Origin of the sequence: Psychrobacter nivimaris (assembly GCF_904846365.1) — a bacterium.
Taxonomy (GTDB): domain Bacteria; phylum Pseudomonadota; class Gammaproteobacteria; order Pseudomonadales; family Moraxellaceae; genus Psychrobacter; species Psychrobacter nivimaris_B.
On the sequence record NZ_CAJHAL010000002.1, the window covers coordinates 133,322 to 159,009 of the forward strand.

The window sequence follows — 25,688 nt, forward strand, 5'->3', positions numbered from 1 at the left end:
AATTTAATGGCATCAAAAAAGCCAGCATACTTTCTTAGTATACTGGCCTTCTTAACATTCTTAAGAGTTTTCGAAATATCACACTGGTTTCTTAAGTGTTGATTGTTAGATATTAGTTGTTCAATGCCGATAATGTTTGCTCAAATTCTGAACGACCAATCTCACCAACTTGCTGATTTACTAGCTGACCATCAATATAATACAGTAGCGCTGGTGGACCAAAGAGTTGGTAACGAGACAACACGGCTTTTGAGTCTGCTGTCGTCTCAGTGATATCGAGCTTCACTAGTTGCCAATCTTGCATCTGCGCTGGACGATTATGAAACAGGTTCTTGTCCATAATGCGGCACTCAATACACCACTCTGCTGTCAGATCGACAATGACATTCGGATTGGCTGCGACAATGGCATCTAGCTCTGCAAGCGTCGTGATCGTCTTATCAGTGGTGCTATCACTATTCACTGGTTGACCAGACGTTGACTGTACCATCATCGGTGCTGCACCCAATGACGCTAATGGATGTAAGCTATCGTCATTACCCAGTGCAGCGCCGACTATTAAACACGCTGCCCAAATACCAGTGATAAGGCTTAATGCTTGGGTCAGCATACGACCTTTACCTAGCCAACTCCATGCCCATGTTGCCACGACCATAAACCATAACGCCCATACCATCAGCATGATTGGCGATATAAACACGCGCTCAATCAATAGCAGTGCCACGGCAAATAGCAATAAAGCAAAGCCTTGCTTAACCCAATTCATCCACTCGCCTGCCTTTGGCATAATCTTGCCTTGGGTAGCACCGATTAGAATAAGCGGCGCGGACAAACCAAAACCTAGCATAAATAAAGCGGCAAAGCCGAGCAACGGACTACCAATGGTAGAAACCGCCAATAATGCCCCAAATAATGGTGCAGAAACACAAGGTGACACGACTAGCGCTGATAAAAACCCAGCGATTAAACTGCCGCCTGTACTACCAAGCTTACTGTCACCTGCTTGGCTTAAGCCTTGCATCTTACGACTGATCGCTTTTGGCAAACGTATACTGAAAAGGCCTAGCATATATAGTGCCAGCAGTATAAAAACAATAGCAAAACTAATGAGAATAATTGGATTCTGCAGCCAACCAATAATACCTAAAGACTCACCGAATACTGCGATAACAGCGCCCAAAATACCATAAGCAGTGGCTACCCCAATCGCGTAACTGGTGGTCAAGATGATACCGCGTTTGACCGTTGGATTTTGTTCGCGAGCTACAATGTTGGCCACGATAGGTAACATCGGTAACACACATGGCGTCAAGGCCAAGCCTAAGCCTGCTAAAAATAATAGTACTAATGCCAGCCAAGGGTGAGAGGCCAAACCAAAAGGATCGCTATCAACAAAACTATTGTTTGATGCGTTTTCGCTATTGGCCGTCTCGCCTGTTACGCTGCTATTTGCTGCAGAAATCGTATTCGTCGCTACACTACTATCTAAAGAATCATACTCTACAGCGCTGTTATCAATGAGATCATAATCAATAGCCCCATCGTCTGTCAGTGCTTGCGCCTCATCAGGCAAAGTATTATCAAGAGCTGTTGAGCTTGCTTCCTCTGGTGTCGTCGTAGCACTATTCTCTGAATCGGTCGAGCTCGCACTACTCGCACTATCTGCTGATACCTGCGTCGATGCAGCTGCAATATCGACAGTCGTATTAATCTTTTCAGGTGGATAGCACAGCCCTGCTTTTGCACAGCCCTGCCAGCCAACGACGATAGCGGCACTATCTATATTCTTGCCACTATTGTTCGTCAGTGTGGTGGTAGCGACCATATTTGCTTGGTCAAATACCAGTACTTTGCCAAAAGTCGGATCATCTATCGAATATGGTGTCTGGCTAAAGGTAAAAGGTGCCGCCGTCACGCCAGCGGGTAGCGTAAGCTTAATTTGCTTTTTATAGACGTAATGTTCAGGAGTGATATCAAAATTAACAGATAACCGCGTACCGGCTTTGACAGGGGTACTATCTGTACTTACCTGAAACGCTTGATCTACTGGCAAAAACTTTGACTTCGATGAGCTTTCACTACTACCGAAAAGGTCGCCTAACCCTGCCGCTTGTACCGTCGATGTCGTTGACAAGCCTATCAACAATGAGCCACTAGCGATGGCAAGCGCTAAGATATGGGATTTTTTCGAATGGGTAGATACGCTAAATGATGAAGACTTTGGTGATGTCTTGATGGACATGAATGGCTACCTATTATTACCGATATTTTAATCAATCTGCTCGCTATTTATCTGTGTGTCGCAGCAATATCTATCTTGGTTTTAACTTTTTCTGGTGGATAGCATAGCCCAGCCGTTGCACACCCTTGCCAACCAATAATAATAGGTGCATTTTTGGCGCCCTTACCATTACTCGTCGTCAGCGTCGTGGTTGCAATGACACTTCTTTGCGTAAATACAGGAACCTGACCAAAGGTCGGATCATTGATTGATACTGGTGATTGATTAAAAGTGAACGGCGTGGCACTTATTCCTTTAGGGAAGCTCAACGTAAGCTTATCCTTATAAACATAATGCCCTGGCGTAATTTCAAAACTGATCGACAACCGGGTGCCTTTGGAAGTCGCTTTGGTATTACTGACCACCTGAAAGGCTTCATCCACTGGTAAGAACTTTGATTTTGCCGAGGAGCTATTTTTAAATAAGTCATTTAACCCTGCTGCTTGTACACTGATCGATGTCATTGACAGAACCGTTACTAATGAAGTGCTTGCAACAGTTAGAACCAATTTATAAAGGTTTTTAGAAAAATATTTATTAGACTGTTGAATCGACATAGATGATTACCTTTAATTGCAGTTTGCGATGACTATTTTGCTGAGCGCCTAGATATATTTATAGCACTGGCTATCAAACTTGTAATGAACAGCAGGCGATTTATCTACTGATAAAAAATATCAACCAATAAGAGAATATTGGTTGATATTTATAAATTGTTGAAAGTGCATGGATGAACGAATGTTTCATTCTACAAAGCTATATCAGTATCAGAATTTGTTCACTATACGTCTGTTACTAAGCTTTATAACTGAGCATAAAGATCCGCATCTTGACCTTCACCACCTTGTTGACCATCAGCACCTAATGAAAATAAATCGTAAGGTCGCCCTTCACTACCTGGTGCAACATACTGCATCTCATTTTCCCAGCCATCGGTCGGATAGCCACCTTTAATATACCCACCTTCAGGATAGTTTTTTGCATCAGCTGGCGGTGTCGTAAGCGCCTCTAACCCTTGAGCGGTCGTCGGATAGCGGGAGTTATCAACCTTATACATATCTAACGCATTTGAGACAGTGGCAAGCGCCGTTTCAGTTGTTTTCACACGGGCCTTATCACTTTGACCAACTACTTTTGGTACCACTAATCCAGCAAGAATGGCTAGGATCACAATAACGACCATAATCTCGATAAGAGTGAATCCTGCTTGACCAGACTTTTTTGTCGCACTGCGCTGCATAGCTGAAGAAACAGTCTTTTGGTCATTTACAACATTCGGATGGGATTGCGTATTCTGAATAGCACTTTTTGGCGTCATATTTACTTGGAATTTGTCAGTCATAGTCATCGCTTTGGTCATCACAGTTATGTAAATAGTAAAAGTGGCGTTCTATCATAGCTCTCATTAATAACATATCAATGAGCTCTGAAACTACTGTCACTATAAACCATGGTTTTATTTTTATCCAGCGCTGCGCCTAGTTTGAGTTTGCTATTTCAGCCGAAGCTAAATATTGAATGACACCAACTGTATGACTATTGATTCGCGCTTACTATAGCGCGGCGCTGGTGTTTGCCATAGCAAAAATAGCGTTCGTTCAATAATATACAACAGTAAGCAAACCTTAAGAAAGCTAGTCCAAGGTTTAGCAAGGAAGTTAGGTGATATGAATAGAGTAAAAGAGAACTAAATAGAGGTTTTGGAGATAAGAAGCTGTCTTTATGTGAATAGCATAATGAATCATAGGCTAGCGACTGAACCTAGCCTGCTAAATCGTTCATATTAACGATAGGTAGCATAACCGCCATCACAATAATCATGACTACTAAGCCCATTAGCACCAGCATTAGAGGTTCAAGTAATGATAATAAGGTGCTAATAAAATTGGTTGCTTCTGCCTCCTGCATATTGGCGGCACGGCTCAGCATATTTTCAAGCTCGCCTGAGTTTTCTCCGCTTTTTATCATCTGTACCATCATCGGTGGAAAGTAAGTAGATTTCTCTAGTTGACTAGACAAGCTAGAGCCTTCTGTGACCCTATCAGCCGCAGTAATAATGGTTTTTTGGATATGTAAATTGGTCGTGACCGCAGCCCCAATATGTAATGCCTCAATCAGTGGCACCCCTGATCGTACTAGTATAGCAAGGGTACTGGCAAAACGCGCGGCATTCAGACCTTTGGACAATCTAGCTAGTATCGGCAATCTAAGCACCACGCTATCAATTGTTAATTTACCTGCTTGCGTTTGGGCGAAACGGTAGAATAAAAATGTGGTACTTGCCAATACCAGTAGTATTAGCCACCACCACTGAGTAATGATATTCGATAGCGTGAGAACAATTTGAGTAATTAGAGGCAGCGCTTGCTCAGACTGTTCAAAGACTTTGACAATTTTGGGCACCACAAAACTCATCAGTCCCATAATTACCGCAATTGCCATTACCATCAGGACAATCGGATAGACCATGGCCCCTTGGATTTTCTTTTGGAGGGCAAAACGATTTTCGGTATAGTCTGCTAGCTGATTGAGGATAAGATCAAGATGACCAGATTTTTCGCCTGCGGCAATCGTAGCGATATATAACGGCGGAAAGCTAGCGGCTTGTTGCAGGGCACGTGCTAAGCTGAGCCCTTCCAAGACATGTGAGCGTACCGCAAGCATCAGAGATTTGATATGAGTCTTTGGGGATTGCTTAGCAACCGATGCCAAGGTTTCCTCAAGTGGGATACCCGCTGCCAATAATACAGATAGCTGACGTGTCAGCAATGCCAACTCGTATGCAGACGGTTTTTTGTAGCGGTTTTTGCTCTGACTCTGTCTGTCATTGACCGGGTTGACTTCAACGGGTGTCCATTGCTTATCACGCAGCTGCTGGCGAATTTGCCGCGCAGAGTCCCCTTCTAGCAAGCCTTTTTGGACAACGCCATGGTCGTCAAGCGCTTTGAAATGATAGGCAGGCATGGCAACAGATATCCTAAGAGACTTACAGGTAGACAGTTATAATTTATGACTTAATAGAAATTTATTAATTTGACATTCAACGCTTAGAGCAGTGGCGTTGAGTCATTACTATCAGGCATTAAACCTTGTAATAATAAGACATCTAGATGCTGCTGCTGTAGCTTTTTATCAAAGTCATTGACCTCAGCGATTAGCATTCTTTCAATACGTTTATCACTCGCAAAAACACTCAAGCGCGCACAGATGACAGCCAACTGATAAATACGTTTTTTGCAATAACCGTCAAGACCTTGTAATAGCCTAACCATATGCGGGGTTTCAAGACTGGCGTAATCATAGTCAGCCACGACTTGCTGGCCAAGGGCTGTGACGCCATAAGTAATCGACAAGTGAGCACAATAATAACAGCTGAATAAATAACCAACCACATGACCGATATAATAGCCTCGATCGTAGGTAAAGCTACTCACGCCAAAGTGCCCAAGTACATAACTGTTGAGGCTACCTTGGTCGCGAATTGGCTTGCCGTGCTTTAACTTACCGACCGTAGCAAAGCACAATGGATTGCGACCATCTTGAGTCGTTAGCTGCCAACCGGCGGGTTGCTGTGCAGGCATATGGCGTACGATATCTGCAATAATGTCATCGACTACATGCAGCTGCTGCCAGAGTCTTTCGAGCGTATCCGTATCCATCAACCCACGTTTATCAAGCTGCTGTGCAAGTAAATATTGCTGATATTCTACGAATTGCGGCTTTAGGGTTTGTACTAAGTAAGTAGGACGCGTATTAGCAGATGCCATATATAACAGTCGAGTACGCTCATGCTGAGCACGATAAAGCGCAACACGCTGCGTAGCAATATTAGTTTCTTGAGCCACAGGTTTTGCAGCTACTGTAAGACTATTGGATGACTCAGATATTACTGCTTCAGTTGCTACCGCCTCAATATCTGACAAAGTAAACATCGTCAATAATGCCGCCTTATCAGGTGTCTCTACCGGCTCATTTTTCGGCGCATTTTTGCTGACATGCGGGTTCTCTATAGCAGTGTTTTTATCAACATTACTTTCTGTTTTAGCAGTTGTAATGGTCTCTTGTTGGCCATTGCTTCCTGCATTTAGCTTTGCGGTCGGTTCAGTCATAACATACCATCAGCAGCGAAAATAAACATCGTCTCGATTCTTTTATATGCCTATCTTACAAGGACATATAACGCGCTACAACATCAACGCTTTTGTCTCGACGACTCATCAACCCATAGTACCTGAACACAGACTCAATGTCAGCTGCCCTTAACTAAAATAGCCATAGCAAGTTACCAAAGGTCTTATAGATATGAGTGACTCAACGTTTATAAACAATATATATTCACAAATTAAAAAAAGCGCCAAGGACATGTAAATGACCTTAGCGCTTATCGTCGAGATTCTATTTAAATAAACAGAAACTAGAGTTAGAATTAGAATTTTAACTATGCAAGATTGTTCTGTCGATACTGCTGACGGTACGCTTTTGGCGAGACACCATACACACGTTTAAATGCTTGACTAAAAGTTGAATCTGAAGCATAACCCACCATCTCGCTGATACGGCTAATACTGTTTTGCTGTAAGCGTAAATAGCGAGCCGCCAATCGTAAGCGGTAATCGATCAGATAAGTCAGTGGTGGCATGCCAACAGTGTCTTTAAAACGCTGTGCAAAGCTAGAACGCGACATCCCTGCTACTTCGGCAAGCTGATGAATGGTCCAGCTTTCACTCGGTGCTCCATGCATCGCGGCTAGTGCCTTGGTCAAAAATGGATCCTTCATGGCTTTGAGCCAGTTTTCTGTGGCTTCAGGCAAGCTTTCAATATAGACGCGCAAACACTCAATCATCATGATGCTTGCCCAATGATTGATTACGGCCGTTTTGCCCATACGCTCACGCTCCGCTTCTAGTGTTAGCAGCTTTATCTCTACATCGATCACTTCAAACCGACCGTCAGCAGCATCATTGAGCTCAGGTAATATCGGTGGCAGTACTGACAACAGAGGATTAATCATCTCTTTATCATACTTACATTCGATCAGTATCAAAGATGAATTGGGGTCGCCATCGCCATCGATATCAAGTGTACGCTCAGGGCAATTGCTCAATAGTTCATCAAGCGACTCAGCAACATCGCCATGGTGATTAAGTGCATAACTCACATGCTTGTGCGCATTCGGAATCATGATCATGTCGCCAGCGCGAGCTTCTCGTAGACCATTACCAACATCGATGCAAAAACCGCCAGACATTACCAAGTAAAATAAAATGGTGTCTTTTCTAGTAATAGAATAAGACCAATTGCCAGTGCCATTTAGACGATAATACTTAGTCTCAAATAAATGCACGTTTTGCAGCAATACACTCAGTGCGTCCATCAATCAATTCCTCAATAATGCAGATTAATAACGATTCATCTTAAAAAAATAATAGTATTCTTAATAACAATTTCTGTCGGTTTGCTCTATGCCAATTTCTGTCGGTTTGCTCTATGCCAATTTCTGTCGGTTTGCTCTATGCCAATGCTTGCTCCAATAAATAATTTTTATTGAATAGTATGGATGTGATAACACTTAAGCATAATGCATCATTTAAAACGTCATGTCTATTTACTTATTAGAATTACTAAACAATAATAGAGTAGACACATTCACGCTAGGCCTCAAGGAAAACCTACAAGCAATGTTGATAAAAAATTTGGGGGATTATCTAGTATTGAAGATGCTATCAAACTCTATCTGTTTAATCTTATAAAGATAATATAGAGATAAAATCGAATAGGCATAAAAAAATCGCCATCAAGGGCGAGTGCTATTACTGATATATTTTTAGATTAAGATATGATTTGTATGTAGATACATACAGAATAAAATATGGGGCGACTGATGGGACTCGAACCCACGACAACCGAGATCACAACCCGGGGCTCTACCAACTGAGCTACAACCGCCATAACTATTGCCAAAGAATAGGCAAGATTTGCAGGCTAAATGGTGCGCCTGGCAGGATTCGAACCTGCGGCCACCTCCTTAGAAGGGAGATGCTCTATCCAGCTGAGCTACAGGCGCTCTTAGAGGACTTTTATATACTAAGCTTACTTTACGATATATTTTACTATATCAGAAACTAAACCGTTATACATAAAAAAAAGCCTGTAAGGCTCTTAAAATAGATGGTCGGAGTGATAGGATTCGAACCTACGACCCTCTGGTCCCAAACCAGATGCGCTACCAAACTGCGCCACACTCCGAAATTCTCTATTATCACGATAGTTTGTTAATCAACTCGTTGTTGGCAATGCCGCTAACTTGTTAATGTTCCTCGCTATCGAGGTGCACATATTAAGGGGTAAAGGCGATTGTGTCAACACCTATTTTCGATTAATTTCAAATAATCGCTAATTTTTTTAAAATTACGTCAATTTCACCAAAATAGTGATAGCAAGACCCTTTTATTATTTACCTATCAATTAGTCAGTCATTCACGCTGTCATTGATAATGATATTAAGCTTTGTCCAAATGTGGCAGTACTTCACCGTTGAGTGTACCTGTCAAAACATCAAACGGCATCAACCATAAATGGGCATCGGCTGATTCATTGTTTTTAATATTATCGCTACTAACGCTATCATTACTACCATAATGAGTTTGCTGCTTGAGCGCTACTGGCTGCCTATCACGACCTAGCACCGGATAAACCAACCAGACCTGCCCCGCCAAGTAAGCTTGTGCATAGCTAGTCAATTGATAAGCGTCGCTCGCACTAATTGCAGCAGCATGCGGTAAGTACTTCCACTTAATGTCGATGACATGACTGTAGCGACCTTTGGTTTTGTTTTTGGCTTTAGTTTGATTAGCTGCTATATCGTTCTGGTTTTGACAATCATCAGAGGCAGTTTTAAATATTAGCAAATCAGGCCGTATAGATAAGCATGCTAGTCCCTCAGCATCGTTTAGCCAGACACTTTGGGTCTGATAAAAAGGACGGTAACTACTACTAATCTGTTGAAACATCGATGCGATACGCTGACTTGCCCATTGCTCAAAAGCTTGATTCATATCAATTAACAAACACAATCTTAGCTGAGAGCAGTTTTGTCTATTTGGATCAATACCGTTACCTGTCGCAGCTGTCGTCTGTTTCAATAACCAGTATGCCAAGTCTACTAACTGCTGCGCGGCATGCAATTTTTGCTTTTGGAGTGGCTGAACGTCTAGCTGACGCTTTGCTTGAGCATATATTACCGCTATCTGCTGCATTTCGCGGTTGTTTAGCGTAGGCACTTGCTGCCATGGCTGCAACAGTTTTGAAGAAATAAACTGGGGCAATAAAGGCATCAAGTAAACCAATGCACTCTTAATCAATCGATTGGCCAACATGTTGTGACTTAATACGCTACTTTCACAGATGAACTTATGCGGTTGCATACTATTATGACGCAGTTGCTCTTTGATAAGCAGTCGACCTTGCAGGGATGCCTGATTTTCAATCTGAGCCTGATAATGCTTGGTTGGTTGATAGTCAATTAAACGCTGCAAAAACTGCTCAATCAGCCAGTCTGATATGGGCAATACTTTTAACGGTAAAGGAGTGGACTGGGAACTAAACTGACCGAAGTTTTTCGTATTGGGTAGCTTACGATTGTTATGCGCATCTAGATGTATCAAATCCGATAGCATACCCTGTACCCAATGACGAGTCTGGACGGTATCGCTAGACTGAGTAGACTGATTGAGCTTTGGCAATATCTCAAGCGTCATGCCACTGGGCAGTAGAATAATCCCAATGTAGTGCCCAACCTTAAGCTGCCATTGCCCTCGCTTACGCCTGATAGTAAATGCTGCAAATTCTTGCGCTATTAGCCAATCGAAATCAGACGTGTGCAAAAAATCATGCACGGTCAAACGTTGATGCTCAAACACGGTGATAACATTCATGGTAGCGACACTACTGTTAGGGATACAAGTCTGGCGACTGCTTACCATAATAGCGTGTTGCTTGGCGGAATATGGATTATTCGTTATCACTGAACAGTCACCCTGCTAGTACAAACGCTGATAGATAGCAGCATGATTAAACTCACCATCCCTAGCGATCAGATCGGCATTGATAGTATAGCTATTCATACTCATAGACTGACCAAGAAAAGAACCCTGCCCTGCAAACATTTGGTGTTCAGCGAAAGCATTGTTTTGGTTGCCCAGCGGATTATACAAGTCGTCATTCATCAATGCTTGACTATCCTGTACGAACTGCTTACTCGTCGGTTGCTGCTCATCTCTAAAGATATACTGCAGCACCGTAATTTGACCACCAGCTGCTTGAGCCAATTGAGGAATAATTTGTTCAACGAGCGCCGTTTGTAATTGCTCTAACTGAGTGATTGCGAATAAAAACGCATGCCCCAACTGTGCTTCTACTCCCAGTGTCTGCACAATACGTCTATTCAAACCTGTTAGTAATTTACTCAAATCTATCGCACCTGCTTCTAAGTCTTCAGACAGTCCAGTGTCGGTGTCATTGCTAGCTCGAATTGTCGATAGTAAATTAGGCTGCGGTGGACAGTCAATAAAACGAAAACGTCGACGTAACGCCATATCAAGTGGCGCTAAAGAATGATCTTGGGTATTCATAGTGGCATAAATATCGACATTGGCAGGCACACTAAAAGCACGCCTAGAATACGCCAAACTTACTGTCATCGCATTTGGCTTGCCCGCTCGTTTATCAGGCTCTATCAAACTGAGAAGCTCACCAAACACTCGTGACACGTTAGCACGGTTAATCTCATCAATCAGCATGGCATAACGCTGCTGAGGGTCACGGGCGGCGCGTTGGCATAGCTTCAGGAATGCTCCATCTTGCACCGCGTAACTCATTTGAGTTTGATTAAAAGGGTTGCTATTTGCTTGTGCAGCACCACTCATGACAGGCCGTATACCTTCTACAAACTCTTCATAACCGTAGGCTTGATGGAAGCTCACCATACTAAAACGTTGCTGACCGATGTTTTGATTTTGATGGGCTTGGTTGTCACGCTGTGCTTGCTGAAACTCTGCTAATTGCTGCGATAAATCTTCTAGTAGCACCATACTCTCTGGCAATAAATACCATGATCCACTATTGTCTTTATCAAAATAAGCTTGGCTAGCACGGTTATCAAAACTGACTGTTTGAGAGTTCGTAGGACTATGTCTGCGTAACTCTAACCAAGCTGTACTATCTAGATTTTTATCACGTGAGTTCTGAGCAGCTTTGGTCATAAAAAAAGGATGATCAATAATTTCTCGTACCTTTAACAAGTCCTGTTGTTCAGCACGTAAATCTAAAAATACCAAACATAATACTTCGCGCCAGCTTAGACCTTGCAGCAGCTGTGCTAATAAATCTTCATTTTCAGTCTTGGGTAGATAGTCGGTGTATTGCTTCGCGATTTGCAGCAATCTATAGGTTTTACCTGTACCAGCAACGCCCGTATAAATAATATTAGTCGGTTCATGAGCAGACATATCAGGCATAACGTTATCCAGCGGCATTGAAAACAGGTTTGAAATAGACATGCTAACATTTTGTCATTATAAAGTGACTGTCTATTGGCATGGTAACTATAGTCAACCCTCTATAAATTAGATACGGTATCAGTCTCACTTAATCTACTATTTGTAGTACTGTCCCTCGGCTTCCTTGTGTCTAAGTTATATTGAACTGACTATACCAATCACTTAATAATACCAATGCCCAAATGATAGTGATATATAAGAGTGATATATAAGAGTGATATATAAGAGTGATATATAAGATAGCTAGGCTGCTTTAAGTGGCGATCTAAATTGATGACATAACCTAGCAACATAGCCACGCTACTATTGTTTTGTAAGCGCAGCAGTTCATGCTAATAATAGTAGGAAGGCAATGGTTGATGTACCATAGTGTTTATAGCGATTTTTATAACCTATATTTGTGTCTCTATCATAAAAAGCCATGCTAAGAATGTCATTCAACTCATTTACGTTAAGGAATTTTGTATGTCAGGATTATTAAAAAAACTACCCGCCAAGTTGACCAATAAACTGCCAGCCAAAGTATCTGACAGCACAAAACCTTCAGTTGAGAAACCTAGTAGTACGCTAAAACCAATTAGCAATCAATTTACCAAACTGTTATCCGTCACCAAATATCTGCCTGCTGGTGCACGCTCAAGTATTTTATCTAAAGCCTTTGGCAAGGTCGTTCCCTATGTCGGCACAACTGGCATTTATTATGAGACGGTAGAACCAAACCAAGTCGTTGTTAGTTTAAATAACAATAAAGCCGTCCAAAACCATATCGGCTCTATTCATGCAGTCGCCATCACATTACTGGCTGAGACGGCTACGGGTTTTATTTTGGGTTTAAACTTGCCCTCTGATCGTATCCTACTGATTAAATCTTACTCGGTAAATTTCCATCGCCCGATCAAAAAAGGTCAAATTGCTGCTGTGGCAAGCTTGTCTGATGAACAGCGTTTGGATATCCTAAACACACCAAAAGGTGAGATGATTATTCCTTGTGTCATCAAAGATCGTGAGTCTGATAGTGACCGCGATCCAATTGTGGTTGAGATGACGTGGGCATGGATACCAAAAGCGGAGCTAGAGGCACGCCGCCAAGGTAAAGCGTCTGAAAAATTCTCAGAAGATGACTCTAAAACCGAGGCAATAATCGAAGAAAGCGATGCCTCATCTACTCAAAATAATAGTGCTGATAAGTAGCTAGTAAAAATTGATAACAAACCCAATGAGGAAACAGTATGTCCAAACTTAGTACTTGCTTGTCTACGCTAGCGCTAGCCACTATGTGCTCATTGGGTTTTTTTCATAGCGCTAATGCCAATACAACGACGGCTGTCAGCATTGCTAAATCTAGCCCTACTTTCTTGGGCGATGGCGGTACTTATCCTTTTTCAGAGGCTGTACGCGTGGGCAATACATTATATATGTCGGGACAAATTGGCTTTAAAGATGGCAAACTGGTCAAAGGCGGTATCAAAGCTGAAACCAAGCAAGTGCTCGATAACATCCATAGCACGCTATTAAAATATGGCTACCGTAAGTCTGATATCGTTAAATGTATGGTCATGCTGACTGATATGGATGACTTTGATGACTTTAACAAAGTCTATAAAGCTGAGATGATAAAGCCTTATCCTGTACGCTCAGCCTTTGGCGTATCGGAACTGGCTGCTGGAGCAAGCGTTGAGGTTGAGTGTATGGCTGCAAAATAATAGCGGCTAAAAACTCTAAAGCTCCACAATTAGAAAAATATTAAAACAACTGGCTATTTACGCCAGTTGTTTTTTATTTGCTATCCCAATGTCCAGTCCGCGAGATCCAGTCCGCAAATTTATACCAGTATTGTCTCGTCCGTTAATGCGCTCTCTTTCGTCACTCGTAGCACTTCTTCCAATGTCGTACGCCCTTCTATGACCTTACGCAAACCATCTGCACGAATAGATGGTGTTTGCTGGCGTGCATACTCTTCCAGCTCATATTCAGCCGTATTGCTATGAATCATACGGCGCAATGTATCGTCGATTGGCACGACTTCATATATAGCAGTACGCCCCTTAAACCCTGACTGATTACATTTATCGCAGCCAACTGGCTTGGGCAGGCGAATCGACTCACTTGCTATATCTTTGGCATCACTTTTCAGTGTTGTCCCAATCCCAATTTCGGTAAAAAGCTTGGCTTGTTCGGTATCCGCTGCCTGCCAGCCATGACAATGTGAGCATAAAGTACGCACTAAGCGCTGTGCTACCACGCCGATCAGTGACGACGATAATAAAAATGGCTCAACACCCATATCTTGCAATCGAGTGACTGCGCCAATCGCGGTGTTGGTATGCAGCGTTGATAAGACCAAATGTCCTGTCAAAGACGCCTGTACGGCAATCTCGGCTGTCTCTAAATCACGAATTTCACCAACCATCACCACATCGGGATCTTGACGGAGCATTGCACGCAAACTTTTAGCAAATGTCATATCTACTTTATTGTTGACCTGCGTCTGCCCGATACCATCAAGCTGAAACTCAATCGGATCTTCAGCAGTCAAGATATTGCGAGTTTGATCATTTAAATCGGTCAATGCAGAATATAGCGTCGTGGTTTTACCCGAGCCAGTCGGCCCTGTCACCAAAATAATGCCGTGCGGACGATGGATTAAGCGCTTTAGCTCAGTATAGTCATTATCAGATAGCCCCAAATACGTCATGTTAAGACGTCCCGCCTGCTTGTCTAGTAGACGCATCACCACGCGCTCGCCAAAGCTCGACGGCAGTGTCGATACACGCACATCAACTTCTCGCCCTGCCAGTCGTAAGCTAATACGCCCATCTTGCGGTACACGCTTTTCAGCGATATCTAGCTTGGCCATGACTTTGATACGCGAGACTAATAATGGCGCGAGCTGGCGTTTTGGTGTGATAATTTCTTTAAGCTCACCATCGACACGAAAGCGAACCACCAAGCGTTTTTCAAAAGTTTCGATATGAATGTCTGAGGCATTTAGGCGAATGGCTTCTGACAACAGCGCATTGATCAGACGAATAATGGGCGCATCATCTTGCTGATCCATCAAGTCTTCAGTCTCAGGGACGCTATCTGCTAAGCTATCAAGATCAGGATGATCCTCAAGCCCAGCAGCGATATGCTGCGACTCTCCGGTATTACCAGCGTAAGCCGCGTTCATACGTTTTTCAAAATCATCCGCGCTAACACTTTCGTAAGTGGGTACACCGCGAATGCCTTGCTGCTGTAAAAACCGTACCGCTTCGTTGATCGCTGACAACGGAGTCGCTTTGGTAAGTACCAATGTTGGCGGCAATTCCGGATCTATCGCAAGTATGGCCAAAATCTGATGGCGTTTCGCAAAGCTGTATGGCAACTGCATCATAAAGACGGCCCAATAAGTGAGGAGAGGATAAGAAGTATGCACGCCAAGACATGATGGATGCCTTGTCCTTAACAGTTCGAATCAAAAAAGACTGCCAGTAAGGTTGCATGAGTTTGTTATAATAGCATTTTGTTTTAGACGGGTATTATTTTATGTGACTGGCGCTTTATATCTCTCGCCCAGCACATATCATTACTATCAGAGTTAGCATATCATGCGATTTTTTGCAGACCGCTTGCCATTGTCTATTACACCTTTTAGATTACTTAGATTGCCCATCATATTTTGTCTATCCCTTCTCCCGCTCGATATTAGGATTTTCCGTTATGTCAGAGAACGTTAGCACTACTCGTCCAACACCACTTTTACAAGATACCTTTACTGTCGGTAGCCGTACCTTTTCTTCGCGTCTGCTGGTTGGTACTGGCAAGTATAAAGACATGACAGAGACTGGAGAAGCCATTGCCGCTTCAGCAGCCGAAATCGTGACCGTCGCCATTCGCCGTGTCAATATTGGACAAAACAGTGATGAGCCTAACTTATTAGATGTGATTTCACCTGATAAATATACGATATTACCGAATACTGCTGGCTGCTTTGACGCCGAAACAGCCATTCGCACTTGTAAGCTTGCTCGCGAGTTATTGGGTGGGCATAATTTGGTTAAGCTTGAGGTATTGGGGGACGAAAAAACCTTATATCCAAACGTTATGGAAACGTTAAAAGCCGCCAAAGTATTGATCGATGATGGCTTTGAAGTGATGGTTTATACGTCAGATGACCCTATCGTCGCACAAGAATTAGAAAGTATGGGCTGTGTCGCCATTATGCCGCTTGGCAGTTTGATTGGTTCAGGACTTGGTCTACTCAATCGACATACGCTTAGCTTGATAATCGAAAACGCTAAAGTACCCGTATTGGTTGACGCTGGTGTCGGCACTGCCTCTGATGCTGCACTTGCAATGGAGCTTGGCTGTGATGGCGTACTGATGAACTCAGCCATTGCCAATGCACAAAACCCGGTAATGATGGCACACGCAATGAAACATGCTATGTGGGCAGGTCGCGCTGCGTTTTTGGCAGGTCGTATGCCAATGCGTAAGATGGCTACTGCCAGCTCACCACAAACTGGGTATTTCTTTCAATAAATTGAATTATAGATGACATGTCATAATAGAGCGTGTTGAGTATTTACGTATAGTGCTGTCAGTGCTATGGTTGAGTGCTTAACACGCTCTATAAAATAATAAAAAATGTTATTTGATTGAATATCTACTTATTATAATTTTCACATAACACTTATCGTCATAAAAGGATTTATTATGCGACTTCTCACAGCAGTCGACCAGTTGTTTCTACTTCTTGAGTCGCGTAAACAGCCCATGCACGTTGGTGGGCTGTTTGTATTTGAATTACCAGACAATGCGGATAGCGACTTTGTCTATCAATTGGTAAAACAAATGCAAGAGTCTGATGTACCGCCTAGCTTTCCTTTTAATCAGGTACTTGAACATTTAGCCTTTTGGAAAAAAGACAAAGACTTTGATGTTGAGCATCATTTGCATCATGTCGCGCTACCAAGTCCTGGACGCGTACGTGAACTATTGATGTACGTCTCAAGAGAACATGGGCGTTTATTAGATCGTGCCATGCCTTTGTGGGAATGCCATGTCATCGAAGGTATCCAGCCAGAAGTCGAAGGTGGACCTGAACGTTTTGCATGGTATTTTAAGATTCATCACTCTTTGGTTGATGGTATCGCGGCGATGCGTTTGGTTCAAAAATCCTTATCACAATCGCCAACCGAGCCAGTTACTCTCCCTGTCTGGTCGTTGATGGCACGCCATCGTAACCAAGTAAACGCTATATTACCTGCCGAACGATCTATCAGAGGCATCATAAAAGAGCAGATATCTACCATCAAACCTGTATTCACAGAACTGCTAGATAATGTAAAAAACTACGGTGATGAAGGGTATGTCGGTACTTTTGACGCCCCAATGAGTATCTTGAATAAAAGTATATCAGCCTCACGGCGTATAGCCGCACAGTCTTATGATATAAAACGGTTTAACGATATTGCTGAAAGGCTCAAAATTAGTAGAAACGATGTGGTACTGGCGGTCTGTGCAGGTGCTATTCGCCGTTATCTAATCTCAATGGATGCGCTACCGAGCAAACCATTGATTGCTTTTGTACCGATGTCACTGCGTACAGATAATAGTATCTCGGGCAACCAGCTGTCATTTGTATTGGCAAACTTGGGTACGCATTTGGACAATCCACTGCGCAGGATAGAGCTTATCCATCGTAGTATGAATAACGGCAAACGTCGCTTTCGCCGCATGAACCAAGCGCAGGTCATTAACTACAGTATCGTCTCATACGCGTGGCAAGGCATTAATTTAGCGACAGGACTGTTTCCTAGAAAGCAGGCATTTAACCTAATTATTTCCAACGTACCTGGCTCTGAAAAACCACTGTACTGGAATGGCGCACGTCTGCAATCGTTATATCCCGCTTCTATCGTCTTTAATGGTCAAGCGATGAATATCACTTTAGCCAGTTATTTAGATAAGATTGAGTTTGGCATTACCGCTTGTAGCAAGGCATTACCTCGCGTACAAGATATGCTGATGCTCATAGAAGAAGAGTTGCAGTTGCTAGAAACTACCAGTAAGGAATTAGCATTCAAAGGCATTACTGTCGAAGATAAAAATGGCAATAAGGGTAATGATAAAACAAAAAAGCTGGCTCCATAATGGAACCAGCTTTTTTCATTCATACTCAATCTAGATATTACTTGAATTTAAATCTTGCAAGCGCTAAACGTTAATACCATTAAGGTTAACGTTTAGATTGCGTCACCCCAGATTGGTACAACTGTTTGCATCAATGGCTTCAGCAATTTCACATTACAAGCGAAGATAGAGCCTGATGTCATAGAGTTGTGCGCGCCAGTATGATCAACCACCACACCGCGTGCTTCAGTCACGATAAGCTCGCCCGCAGCGATGTCCCAAGGCTTGATAGACATCTCAAAATAACCGTCAAAACGACCAGCGGCAACATAGCACAAGTCAAGCGCAGCTGAACCCATACGACGTACCTGACCACCTGCCTCAGATATCTTCTGTAAGCTCTCAAAGTGCTGTTTGGCATAAGAGATAACTTCGCCGTTACGCTTACGCTCAAGCGGATGACCAGTCGTAAAGAAACCACCATCAATGGTTTTGCGCTCGCTCACTTGCATGCGGCGATTGTTCAAGCGCGCGCCTTTACCGCGGCTCGCTGAGAACATCTCATCACGTACTGGATCATAGACCACACCGTGTTGGGTAACGCCTTTATGCTGGACTGCGATAGATACGCAGAACTGCGGTACACCGTGGACAAAGTTCTTAGTACCGTCTAGTGGATCGATAATCCAACACCAGTCAGCATCTTCGCCGCGACCTTCTTGCATACCAAACTCTTCACCCAAAAATGAATGATTAGGATAGCTGGCTTTTAGCGTCTCGATAGTGAGCTCTTCGCTAAAGCGATCAATGCGGGTAACCAAACCATCAAGTCCTTTAGACTCGATATCTAACTCGATTTTGTGGCGGTTTTGATGCGCATATAAAATCTCTTTACCAACTTTTTCAGCAGTACGCGCTGCGATGACGACCATGGGTTCCATAAATAACCTATTTGCTTGATGAATGAATATAAAAAAATAAGACTAACTTTGTGCCCACAACATGCCAAACAGCCGCCGCATCACACCACATCTATGCGATTAAAAACGTGTCTCTTATAAACGAAAACTTATAAAAGACACTCGCATTATACTAAAATTGTTCGATAAAAATGAAAAAACCGTTACGCTGACCAAGCCAGTACTTTGGCGATCATCTAAACTGCGCAAGTTGTAAAAAAGTTAGCACCTACGGCTAGCAGGCGTTTGCTCTGTTTAAAGAGCTTATATCGGTTTTAATTCATGCCTTTTTAGCGCATTAATTTTTTAAAATAATATTGTAACGCTTACGATAAGAGCGTTTTAAGCTGTTTAACCACGCCCTCGACATCTAGACCACAATCAGCTAATTGCTCTGCTTGAGAGCCATGAGCAATAAAGCGATCAGGAATACCGATATTAGCAATAGCTGGACGACTTTGCTTAAAGGTTGCCGACTCATTGAGTAAATACTCATTCACTGCACTACCTGCGCCGCCCATAATCATGTGCTCTTCTAGGGTTGCTATATGAGTGACCCCTTGTGCTAATAACGTCTCAAGCATTGCTGTGTCTAGCGGTTTTACCCAGCGCATATTGACCACCTGTATCTGGCAATCTAACGCTGCATCGTTATTTGTTAGGCTTTCTGCGGCTTGCTGAGCAGTCGCGACCATCGTACCAAAGGCCAATAGTGCCAATTTGTAAGGCGCATCAGCTTTACCTAATACTGACTCAACCACTGCTTCACCAACTTTATAAGTTTGGGCTGGCTGCTTAATATCAGCACCTGTGCCTGTACCACGCGGATAACGTACCGCCGTACAGCCTGGATACTCATAGCAAGTATTGAGCAAGTGGTAGCATTCGTTCTCATCTTTTGGCGCTGCAATCACCATATTAGGCACACAACGTAAAAATGCAAAATCAAACACGCCAGCATGCGTGGCACCATCTTCACCGACTAGGCCCGCTCGATCAATAGCAAACATAACATCGAGATTTTGTAGAGCCACGTCATGAATCAGCTGATCATACCCACGCTGCAAGAACGTTGAATAAATCGCGACAATAGGTTTGACGCCTTGAGTTGCCATCCCAGCTGCTAGCGTGACAGCATGTTGCTCAGCAATGGCCACATCAAAGAAACGCTCTGGAAAATGACGAGCAAAGTCCGTCATCCCTGAACCTTCTTCCATGGCAGGGGTGACAGCTAACAGCTTATCGTCTGCGGCTGCTTTGTCACACAAAAACTGGCCAAACACTTGCGAATATTTTAACGCTTGCTTTGTACTTGGTTGTTTTTTTAGCTGCTCTACAGAGTCAGCTTTAGACGCTTCATGATTTTCGACTGGCAATTTACTGATTGCGTGATAGCCCACTGGGTCTAATTCTGCTGGTGCAAACCCTTTACCCTTAGTGGTATAGATATGTACCACTACTGGACCTTTTACTTGCTTCGCCAGTGACAATACGCGCAGTAGCTCAGGAATATTATGCCCATCAAATGGACCAAAATAGGTAAAACCAATCGCTTTGAATAAGTTGTCTTCTAGCTGTGGAACATCGCGCATCTCTTTATGACGTTTGCGGCGATCGAACGCTTGCATATCAGGACGGTGGCAGAGTACTGGCTCACCTGACTCAGAGATATCAACTTGATAACCTGATTCCCAAAGCATCGCTAAATGTCGTGAAAACCCGCCAATAGAGCAAGATATCGACATATCATTATCGTTTAGAATGACCAGTAAATCAGCATCTTGCTGTACTGCGTCATTCATCGCTTCAAATGCCATACCACCTGTCATCGCACCATCACCAATGATGCAAGCAACCGTTTGCTCGCGGCCTTGATAACGCAGGGCGAGACTCATACCCAGACCAGCTGAAATAGAGGTCGATGAATGCCCAACGCCAAATGTATCGTAGACAGATTCTGCGCGCTCAGGAAATGCTGTCAGACCATCTTTAGACCTGATAGTACCTAGCTGCTCACGGCGACCTGTCAGTACTTTATGAGCATAAGCTTGATGACCCACGTCCCAGACGATTTGGTCTTGCGGCGTCTCTAACAAATAATGCAATACGATGGTCAGCTCAACCACGCCCAAATTGGCACCAAAATGCCCACCACTCTGACCAGCTGAATACAATAGAAAAAGGCGCAATTCATCAGCCAGCGTAATAAGCTTGGCAGCCGAAAGTGTGCTGAGGTCAGTGGGTGTATCAATTGCATCAAGCAATGGCGTATGAGGACGCACACGTGGTATCACAGTATAGGTCTGCTGTAAGCTCGATAACTGAGCAGCAGAATCCAGCACTGATGTAGATAGGGACTGAGACTTTGGAGAATGAGGTGACTGCTGCATAAACCGTACGATACCTACCAATCTGCTGACAAGACGTGTCTTTAAAATATAGCGGTGACTATAATCAAAAGACGTCAATAATACCTACATCATTATTGATGTAATCGACCATATAATTATTCATGCAACTTTCGTATTTGTATAGCTGCGCTACTTACGACAGTAGACACGCTAGCACAATAGGCTGCGCGTCAATACCAACGTTTTGATATCAAACTATTGATGCTTTTATACTATTGACAACTGAGGGGTGACATTATGCCCTATTATTTTGCATCAATAGCGGATGTTAGTGACGACATAGTAATGTAAGGGTAAAGACTTGTCACTGTATCCGTCAAAATAGTATGGCATAATAGCATTTTTTTTTAATTGTCGCTTTAATCATCGTGCGTCGTCTGTGAACTTTGTGTGTTTTTATAAAAAATACAATGAGCACACTGTCTTTATGAACAGGTTATACTGGTATCATCTTAATTTTAGCAGTAAAGTTTAGGTGACATGCTCATCTCAACTAACATTTATATCGGAAACAGTGGTTATCTCGAACAGTACCGTTTCAAACAGCGCTCGTTTCAAACAGCAATAACATACTTTTCACCGCCACAACTTTAGGCTTATGTAGGACAGCAATGTCATATCAATTTATCACTAGTGCCAAATTACCCACTCGTCACGGCGAGTTTGATATTCATATCTTTGAAAATAGCGAAGGTCAAGAGCATGTCATGCTGACCGTTGGTCTAGCTGTGGTCGATCAACAGACAGATGATGTGGCTATTCAACCCTCAAACGACACGGCATTGAACCAAAAGAACGAATCGATAGCGAAGCAAGTACCGCTCATTCGCATTCATTCTGAATGTCTGACAGGCGATGCGTTTAGCTCATTGAAATGTGACTGTGGTCCACAGCTCAATACTGCCATGCAAGCCATCCAAGAGTCAGGTTGCGGTGCGATTTTGTATTTGCGTCAAGAAGGTCGCGGTATTGGTTTGACTAATAAGATTCGTGCGTACGCCCTCCAAGATCAAGGGCATGATACGCTGGATGCTAATCTCATGTTAGGCTTGCCTGCCGATGCGCGTATCTATGATATGTGTGGTCCGATGCTTGCCCATGTCGGTGTTGACGCTGTAAGGCTTATCACCAACAATCCAAACAAAGTCGCTTATCTGACTGAGCATGGTATTGATGTTGTCGAACGGGTGCCATTGTTGGTCGGTGTCAATGATATGAACGCGGAATATCTAGCAACCAAACGTGATCGCATGGGCCACTTGTTTGATAAAAATATCAATCTTGATATAGACGCTTCTCTCGATACAGACCTTAATACCGCCATACACCTGAATAAATAGATATCTTATGAGTATTACAAATACAAATAACGAAACAGACTTATCAACGGTAGCGTCCGTTACGACGCCAACCAATAACGACATCATGCGAGTGCGTGAATTTTTGGTTGATTTACAGGCACGTATCTGTGAATCGCTAGAAGCACAAGAGCGTGATGGCAGCACTAACGACAACGAGTATGCGACCTTTGTTCCTGATGACTGGGAACGTCCTGAAGGTGGCGGCGGGCGGTCATGCGTATTGGCAGATGGCGAGGTCATCGAAAAAGCGGGCGTCATGTTTAGCCATATTCATGTACATAACCTCCCCGCCTCTGCGACCGCGCGTCACCCTGATATCGCTGGGCGTAAAGCCCAAGCAATGGGCGTGTCACTGGTTGTCCATCCCAGAAATCCAAACGTGCCTACGAGCCATGCCAATGTGCGTTTATTCGTAGCAGAAGCCGAAGGCGAAGCTCCTATCTGGTGGTTTGGCGGTGGTTTTGACTTAACGCCATTCTATCCAGTACTCGCTGATTGTGTACACTGGCATCAAGTTTGTCACGACTTGTGTGCGCCTTTTGGGGACAATATTTACACTGATTTTAAACAGTGGTGTGATGAGTATTTCCATCTACGCCATCGTGATGAGCAGCGCGGTATTGGTGGTCTGTTTTACGATGACGTCAGTACCGAAAGTCGCGGCTGGGATTTTGAGACCTGCTTTAACTTTATGAAAGCCGTGGGCAACGGTTATCTTGACGGTATCATGCCGATTTTTGAACAACGTAAAAATACGCCTTATACTGAAACGCAGCGCGAGTTTCAGCTCTATCGCCGTGGCCGCTACGTCGAATACAATCTGGTCTACGATCGTGGAACGCTATTTGGGCTACAGAGTAATGGACGTATCGAATCCATCCTAGTCAGCATGCCACCGCTTGCCAGCTGGCATTATCGTTTTGAGCCTGCTGAAGGAACGCCTGAATTTGAGTTGACCGATTATTATCTAAAGCCGCGTGATTGGTTGGCACTATAAGTTTCGTGAATATCACGGCATTTATATTTTTGGAAAATATTAAAAAGGTCAGCCTCTATTTGCTGGCCTTTTTTATTGTCGGTACCATTCAAACGAGCAACTCTCACGTTATTATTGTAAAAAACATGTCGTGTATTTACCAATACAATCATCGCAATCAACTATAAGCAGTAACAACCAAGTTAAGGTATGCTTATTTAAAATATTACGAGGATATAACAACTATATAATTCCCATCGCCCAGATAACCGTTACAATAGAAGACGTTCTTTATTAGCAACTGTGCTCAAAAGAATTTTAGGCAGTATTTTGTATAACTATATTTTAAGTCAAAGCGAGCGTTTGTAATCGCGCTTACTATTAGCCAAGTTTAAAGGAGTAAGTCATATGGCACAGGTTCATACCAACAAATCTTTCAAATCTCTGTTTAGCGTTACCTTGATGGCAGCTGCACTAGGTCTAACGGCCTGTAGCACTTCAACAGGATCTAATCCTGATGTGCAAGCGCGTCAAGACACCATGAAAAACTGGGGCGATGCAATGGGCGTCATGGGTGATATGGCAAAAGCACCTGATACATTTGATGCCGATGTATTTAAAGAGCAAGCTGCATTCTTAGCAGAAGATGCCGCCAAGCCTTGGAGTCATTTTGAAGACCCAGAAGCGGTAGGCAATGCTACTGAAGCGGTTTGGTCTAATGCTGATGGTTTCAGTGCTGAAGCTGAAAACTTTCAAAAAGTCACTGCTGAGCTAAACGCCGCCGCCCAAAACGCCACTAGCATGGACGATGTTAAACCTGCCTTTGGACAAGTTGGTGCAAGCTGTAAATCATGCCATACCGACTTTAGAGCAAAAGACGAATAAGCCTTTATATTTATAGCAAGTCGACACGTAAAAAAAACCGCCATATCAATTGATGTGGCGGTTTTTCGATTTTCTAAATATTGTGGAAATTAAAGTTTTAACACTAATTAAATATTTCACCGAGCGCACTACTCGGCCACTGTTTTATTCACGTCCACAACGTCTTGCTGCTCGTTCATTTTATTAACGATTGCACTTACTGAAGGATCACTCAAATCGATTGTACGTATTGGGAATGGAATATTTACGCCCGCTGCATCCAACGAGTTTTTGATACCTACAATTACTTGATGAATCGAGGCAACCTTATTGGCTTGCGTACCATCTTCGATAAACCAGCGTACCATGAGATCAATGGACGAACCGCCGAAGCCAGTAGCAATTACGCTTGGCGTTGCTTTCTTTGAGACGCTCTCTATCTTATCTAATGCTTTTATAATCTCAGCTTTAGCCGCTTCAATATCATCTTCATAACCGATACCAACTGCGACTTGCAGACGGCGCTGCTTATAAGCGGTATTGACGGTCAATGCTGAGGTATAGAGATCTGAATTTGGAATCACCACTTGACGGCCATCATAAGTCCTGATGGTAGTTGCGCGGATTTTGATATCTTCGACTGTTCCTTCATAGTCGCCTGAAACGATTTGATCACCGATACGAAACGGCTCTGAAATCAGCAGTAAGATACCAGAGAGCAAGTTTTGGAAGATATCCTTAAAAGCAAAACCGATAGCAACGGAACCAATACCGAGCGCGCCAATCAACTTAGCAGGAGTGAACCCCGGTACCGCAATAACCATCGCTATCATAAAACCAATAAAGAAAATAAGCGCCCCGCCTACCCGCTGAAACACTTTTACCAAGTTCTGATGCCGACTACGGCTACCTAATAATTTGTGAACGATTTTCTTGAAGACAATCGATAAAAACCAAAAAATTAGGATAACGATAATTGATGCGACAAAATATGGGATGCGCTCAACAAAGCCAACCCATATCTCATTTGCCGAACCAAGAATGCTTTGATAGGTCAACCCATCTGTCGTCGTAGACTGCGCAGCTGTCTCAGCACTCAGTGTCGTGTCTGCCTCAGAGGTAGGCATCTGGGTGATACTCCTTTATTCTATTTATTTTTATC

At 43.3% G+C, this 25,688-nt stretch carries 19 protein-coding genes and 3 tRNA genes; 7 read left to right on the forward strand and 15 right to left on the reverse strand.

Translation table 11 applies throughout. From position 1 onward, the window contains the following. Nucleotides 1-112: 112 nt before the first annotated feature. The 11 genes from dsbD to JMX63_RS01620 form a co-directional block, all read right to left on the reverse strand. Nucleotides 113-2,242, reverse strand: a complete 2,130-nt coding sequence (gene dsbD / locus JMX63_RS01570; RefSeq protein ID WP_201570424.1) for a protein-disulfide reductase DsbD — start codon at nucleotides 2,240-2,242, stop codon at nucleotides 113-115. A gap of 47 nt (nucleotides 2,243-2,289) precedes the next feature. Continuing rightward, nucleotides 2,290-2,745, reverse strand: coding sequence for a protein-disulfide reductase DsbD domain-containing protein (locus tag JMX63_RS01575; RefSeq protein ID WP_227673204.1), 456 nt, complete (start codon nucleotides 2,743-2,745; stop codon nucleotides 2,290-2,292). 338 nt (nucleotides 2,746-3,083) lie between these two features. Then, nucleotides 3,084-3,521: a type II secretion system major pseudopilin GspG gene (gene gspG, locus JMX63_RS01580; protein ID WP_102094728.1), complete on the reverse strand. Its 438-nt coding sequence runs from the start codon at nucleotides 3,519-3,521 to the stop codon at nucleotides 3,084-3,086. 521 nt (nucleotides 3,522-4,042) lie between these two features. Further along, nucleotides 4,043-5,245 carry a type II secretion system inner membrane protein GspF gene (gene gspF, locus JMX63_RS01585; protein WP_201570435.1) on the reverse strand — a complete coding sequence of 401 codons (1,203 nt, stop codon included), beginning with the start codon at nucleotides 5,243-5,245 and terminating at the stop codon, nucleotides 4,043-4,045. 83 nt (nucleotides 5,246-5,328) lie between these two features. Further along, nucleotides 5,329-6,390, reverse strand: coding sequence for a hypothetical protein (locus JMX63_RS01590; RefSeq protein WP_201570437.1), 1,062 nt, complete (start codon nucleotides 6,388-6,390; stop codon nucleotides 5,329-5,331). A 329-nt stretch (nucleotides 6,391-6,719) separates the two neighbouring features. After that, on the reverse strand, nucleotides 6,720-7,655 hold the full coding sequence (locus JMX63_RS01595; protein WP_101205501.1) for an AraC family transcriptional regulator: 936 nt from the start codon (nucleotides 7,653-7,655) through the stop codon (nucleotides 6,720-6,722). Nucleotides 7,656-8,151: 496 nt separating this feature from the next. After that, a tRNA-His gene (locus JMX63_RS01600) sits at nucleotides 8,152-8,227 on the reverse strand. 41 nt (nucleotides 8,228-8,268) lie between these two features. After that, nucleotides 8,269-8,345: transfer RNA gene (locus JMX63_RS01605), tRNA-Arg, on the reverse strand. Nucleotides 8,346-8,450: 105 nt separating this feature from the next. After that, nucleotides 8,451-8,527, reverse strand: a tRNA-Pro gene (locus tag JMX63_RS01610). Between the two features lie 254 nt (nucleotides 8,528-8,781). Then, complete coding sequence (locus JMX63_RS01615; protein WP_227673205.1) at nucleotides 8,782-10,305, reverse strand: McrC family protein; 1,524 nt, start codon at nucleotides 10,303-10,305, stop codon at nucleotides 8,782-8,784. Nucleotides 10,306-10,320: 15 nt separating this feature from the next. Continuing rightward, nucleotides 10,321-11,838 carry an McrB family protein gene (locus tag JMX63_RS01620; protein ID WP_227673206.1) on the reverse strand — a complete coding sequence of 506 codons (1,518 nt, stop codon included), beginning with the start codon at nucleotides 11,836-11,838 and terminating at the stop codon, nucleotides 10,321-10,323. A gap of 465 nt (nucleotides 11,839-12,303) precedes the next feature. Here JMX63_RS01620 and JMX63_RS01625 point away from each other — a divergent pair, with 465 nt between their 5' ends. Next, nucleotides 12,304-13,029, forward strand: a complete 726-nt coding sequence (locus JMX63_RS01625; RefSeq protein ID WP_201570439.1) for a DUF4442 domain-containing protein — start codon at nucleotides 12,304-12,306, stop codon at nucleotides 13,027-13,029. A 38-nt stretch (nucleotides 13,030-13,067) separates the two neighbouring features. Continuing rightward, the gene (locus tag JMX63_RS01630) at nucleotides 13,068-13,541 is read left to right on the forward strand and encodes a RidA family protein (RefSeq protein WP_201570441.1); all 474 of its coding nucleotides are present in this window, start codon (nucleotides 13,068-13,070) and stop codon (nucleotides 13,539-13,541) included. Between the two features lie 119 nt (nucleotides 13,542-13,660). Here JMX63_RS01630 and gspE read toward each other — a convergent pair whose 3' ends face one another. After that, nucleotides 13,661-15,214, reverse strand: a complete 1,554-nt coding sequence (gene gspE / locus JMX63_RS01635) for a type II secretion system ATPase GspE (RefSeq protein WP_201570443.1) — start codon at nucleotides 15,212-15,214, stop codon at nucleotides 13,661-13,663. Nucleotides 15,215-15,540: 326 nt separating this feature from the next. On the opposite strand from gspE, the gene JMX63_RS01640 reads away from it, so the two are divergent. Both JMX63_RS01640 and JMX63_RS01645 read left to right on the forward strand, forming a co-directional pair. Further along, the gene (locus JMX63_RS01640) at nucleotides 15,541-16,362 is read left to right on the forward strand and encodes a thiazole synthase (RefSeq protein ID WP_201548488.1); all 822 of its coding nucleotides are present in this window, start codon (nucleotides 15,541-15,543) and stop codon (nucleotides 16,360-16,362) included. Nucleotides 16,363-16,536: 174 nt separating this feature from the next. Beyond that, nucleotides 16,537-17,976 (forward strand): WS/DGAT/MGAT family O-acyltransferase, encoded by a 1,440-nt coding sequence (locus JMX63_RS01645; RefSeq protein ID WP_201570444.1) that lies wholly within the window; start codon nucleotides 16,537-16,539, stop codon nucleotides 17,974-17,976. Nucleotides 17,977-18,068: 92 nt separating this feature from the next. On the opposite strand, the gene JMX63_RS01650 is transcribed toward JMX63_RS01645, so the two are convergent. Further along, entirely contained in the window at nucleotides 18,069-18,896 is an 828-nt protein-coding gene (locus tag JMX63_RS01650; RefSeq protein WP_057758174.1) for an inositol monophosphatase family protein, read from the reverse strand. A gap of 344 nt (nucleotides 18,897-19,240) precedes the next feature. Then, nucleotides 19,241-21,304, reverse strand: a complete 2,064-nt coding sequence (gene dxs, locus JMX63_RS01655; RefSeq protein WP_101205494.1) for a 1-deoxy-D-xylulose-5-phosphate synthase — start codon at nucleotides 21,302-21,304, stop codon at nucleotides 19,241-19,243. A gap of 632 nt (nucleotides 21,305-21,936) precedes the next feature. Here dxs and ribA point away from each other — a divergent pair. From ribA to JMX63_RS01670, 3 genes are all read left to right on the forward strand, one after another. After that, on the forward strand, nucleotides 21,937-22,665 hold the full coding sequence (gene ribA, locus JMX63_RS01660) for a GTP cyclohydrolase II (protein WP_101205493.1): 729 nt from the start codon (nucleotides 21,937-21,939) through the stop codon (nucleotides 22,663-22,665). Between the two features lie 7 nt (nucleotides 22,666-22,672). Continuing rightward, complete coding sequence (gene hemF / locus JMX63_RS01665) at nucleotides 22,673-23,683, forward strand: oxygen-dependent coproporphyrinogen oxidase (protein WP_201570446.1); 1,011 nt, start codon at nucleotides 22,673-22,675, stop codon at nucleotides 23,681-23,683. Nucleotides 23,684-24,070: 387 nt separating this feature from the next. Beyond that, nucleotides 24,071-24,547: a c-type cytochrome gene (locus JMX63_RS01670; protein ID WP_057758167.1), complete on the forward strand. Its 477-nt coding sequence runs from the start codon at nucleotides 24,071-24,073 to the stop codon at nucleotides 24,545-24,547. Nucleotides 24,548-24,675: 128 nt separating this feature from the next. Here JMX63_RS01670 and JMX63_RS01675 read toward each other — a convergent pair whose 3' ends face one another. After that, nucleotides 24,676-25,653, reverse strand: a complete 978-nt coding sequence (locus JMX63_RS01675; RefSeq protein WP_101205491.1) for a mechanosensitive ion channel family protein — start codon at nucleotides 25,651-25,653, stop codon at nucleotides 24,676-24,678. Between the last annotated feature and the right edge of the window lie 35 nt (nucleotides 25,654-25,688).